This is a genomic window from Oligoflexus sp. (assembly GCF_035638955.1).
Taxonomy (GTDB): domain Bacteria; phylum Bdellovibrionota_B; class Oligoflexia; order Oligoflexales; family Oligoflexaceae; genus Oligoflexus.
In genome coordinates, this window is sequence record NZ_DASQYZ010000226.1 from 1 (window position 1) to 2,512 (window position 2,512).

Consider the following 2,512-nt stretch of genomic DNA (forward strand, 5'->3'; position numbering starts at 1 on the left):
GGCGAATTGGAAGAAAGAGGAAATCGGGGTCACGGGAAAGATGGAAAGGATGAGGATTTTTTCTCAGCTGGAATCAGACAAACTGGATCAAAAATGGGACCGTCTCAAGTCCGGCTAGATGTAGCAGGTTTCGACGGCCCACGCTCAATGCTTAGCTTGCGTTGAGAGTGACGGTCGACTGATTTGAGATCCTGGGCCCTTCGTCAAAAATCAGCAATGCAGTATGTGCGTCAATGATTTTGCTTCCATGAAGCAAAGGCGCTTGAGCGTCAAGGCGTATCGCCACCTCTCGAGGATTTCGAACATTGGCGTTAGGGGATAGAGACGGATTTTAATCCGTGGGCCAAAATTGCCGTTGAAACCTGGCTGGACAAGGCCCAGCTGGGGACCGAGTAATCAAGCTCCTCGTCCCGTTCCTCGATAATCTGCGGCTCTGTTCCAGGCGTTGGAGGCAGCAGGCGGCAAAATCCTGAATCAACAGGATTGTCGGGTCCGATTGCAGGCCGACACGTCCCTGTGGCTCCTATTTTCCCACAGTATTTCATCGCTTGGATGAGTCAGTTTCGAAGAAACCGCCGTATACGGAATTAAACGTACGGTGGTGTGAGAGGACAGGGTTTAATCGGCCCCTCCTACTCGATCGGACTGGGATCAGTGATCATGGAGGTTGGCTCATTTGCTACCCTCCCACTCTCCTACCTTCCTACAGTCAGACAGATGACATTCGCGTCGATGCCGGTGGATCCCGAACCAATACTACGCTTGGTAGAGCATCTCCAGCCGCTGCCACCGGTCACGGGATAGGTCGCCTGCGGATCACCGCCTGTCGAGTTATAAACGGGGCGGCTATCCAGCATGAACGCCTCCTCGCCAATTGTGGAGCAGCCCCCGCCTATAGCAATATCTTCACCATTGCACATCACGTAGCCAGAGCTGATAATAAAGTTATATTTGTGGTAGATCCTTGTTTCCAAATGAGCCTGTGTTTCCGTGGTTTTTTCCAAGGCCGAAATTTTTTCCCCTTGTGAGCGGAGAAGGCTTTGTTGGAGTGCAATGATCTTCTTTAAGGCGGCAACATCGGCTACAGCTTGAGCCTGCAATCCCGATGCTGATACCATGAAGAACGTAAACATCAGGCCGCGCAATAACATGAAATACTCCACGTGCAATGAAAACTTGAACCGGCTGGTTCTATTCCAGCTCGTTCCGTTGGCCTGAATGACGAAGGAGGGGAGGATTTGCTGCTGAGGATATGAGATTCTTTATCCAAGCCTCCAATATTGACACATGCAAAATCCTTCTGGATCGAAGCAAGCATCTTCACTCCGTGACTCTCGCCCATTGCTGGGCTGGAGAGCCGATCCCCGAGATTAAATTGGCAGGTTTAACCTGCTTCCTGCACGCCAGCCATGTCGTCGGGCTGCATGATATCGATGAAGATCCTGGCTGGCAGAGGGGATAGCCCGACCCTCAGGCCGCGACCCGCGGACCCTTGGAAGAAGGTGCCGCGCACCAAAAGGTTCGAGGCCGCTTCATGATAAGGGTCCATTCCACAAAGCCCTAGAGCCCATCCATGCCGATCATACATGCATCCCGGCATTGATATCCTGGCAAACCTATTACGGGTTGGAGCTTATTGTACGTTTTCAGGGCTTTTTCGTCAGCGATCATTCGCAACTGTTTCTCTATGAACGGGTTCGCACGTCAATTTCCAAGGACGTGGATGGGCCAAGGCTGACATTTCTTAAACGTCGGACCTCACCCGCACGGGCCCGGTGCCGCCGCCTTTTCCCCCAGCTGCTTATGATGGCAACCCCAGTTATACACGGCTGTGTAAACTTCGCCGAGATCCTCGCCTTCCGACGTTAAGGAGTACTCGACACGGGGCGGCACCTCGGGAAAGACCACCCTGCGAACCAGGCCGTTCTCTTCGAGTTCTCGCAGTTGGCTCGTCAGGGAATGCTGGGAAATACCGGGCAGCTTCCTGCGCAGCTCACCAAAGCGTAAAACGCGATGAATGGCCAGGAACCAGAGAATCAAAACCTTCCATTTGCCGCCGATCATGGCCAGGGCCGTGCGAATCGTTTCGCCATTTTCGTCGTCCATGCATGCGGGCCTATCGAGGTTTGCCATTGCCATTGCTCCTTGCCGAACGCAAAAGTTCACAGTCACTTCCAGGTGACCAAGGCAGAAAAACCTGCCTACTTCCCATTCCTGGGTATATGCCATAACTTTGAGTTGGACATAAGGCCGAACCAGCCCATCACACAAGTCAGACGAGGAGATGCAACATGTTCAAAGGCAGCTGTCTCTGCGAATCCGTGCAATTTGAAGTCAATGGTGAATTTCGTTTCATTGGGAATTGTCATTGCCTTATTTGCCGAAAAAGTCATGGAGCGAATTACGCCACGCAGGGCCTGATCGACCCGGGCCTCCTTGTGATCACACAGGGCCAGGAGGCCCTCGCCAGCTTTGCATCATCCGCACATTATCAGCGATTCTTTTGCCAAAA

Annotated in this window: 4 protein-coding genes; 1 reads left to right on the top strand and 3 read right to left on the bottom strand. The window is 52.6% G+C overall.

Features of this window, described 5'->3' with window-relative positions:
* Positions 1-695: 695 nt before the first annotated feature.
* The 3 genes from VE954_RS21405 to VE954_RS21415 form a co-directional block, all read right to left on the bottom strand.
* Complete coding sequence (locus tag VE954_RS21405) at positions 696-1,151, bottom strand: hypothetical protein (protein ID WP_324956566.1); 456 nt, start codon at positions 1,149-1,151, stop codon at positions 696-698.
* A gap of 233 nt (positions 1,152-1,384) precedes the next feature.
* Positions 1,385-1,549, bottom strand: a complete 165-nt coding sequence (locus VE954_RS21410; protein WP_324956568.1) for a hypothetical protein — start codon at positions 1,547-1,549, stop codon at positions 1,385-1,387.
* Between the two features lie 209 nt (positions 1,550-1,758).
* Entirely contained in the window at positions 1,759-2,133 is a 375-nt protein-coding gene (locus VE954_RS21415) for a helix-turn-helix domain-containing protein (RefSeq protein WP_324956570.1), read from the bottom strand.
* 158 nt (positions 2,134-2,291) lie between these two features.
* Between VE954_RS21415 and VE954_RS21420 the strand changes: the two genes are divergently transcribed.
* The coding region (locus VE954_RS21420) for a GFA family protein (RefSeq protein ID WP_324956572.1) at positions 2,292-2,512 on the top strand (221 nt) is incomplete at its 3' end.

What these genes read in the sequence shown, in the direction of transcription:
- VE954_RS21405 (WP_324956566.1), bottom strand. Translation starts at nt 1,151, where the DNA reads ATGTTATTGCGCGGCCTGATGTTTACGTTCTTCATGGTATCAGCATCG.
- VE954_RS21410 (WP_324956568.1), bottom strand. Translation starts at nt 1,549, where the DNA reads ATGGACCCTTATCATGAAGCGGCCTCGAACCTTTTGGTGCGCGGCACC.
- VE954_RS21415 (WP_324956570.1), bottom strand. Translation starts at nt 2,133, where the DNA reads ATGGCAAACCTCGATAGGCCCGCATGCATGGACGACGAAAATGGCGAA.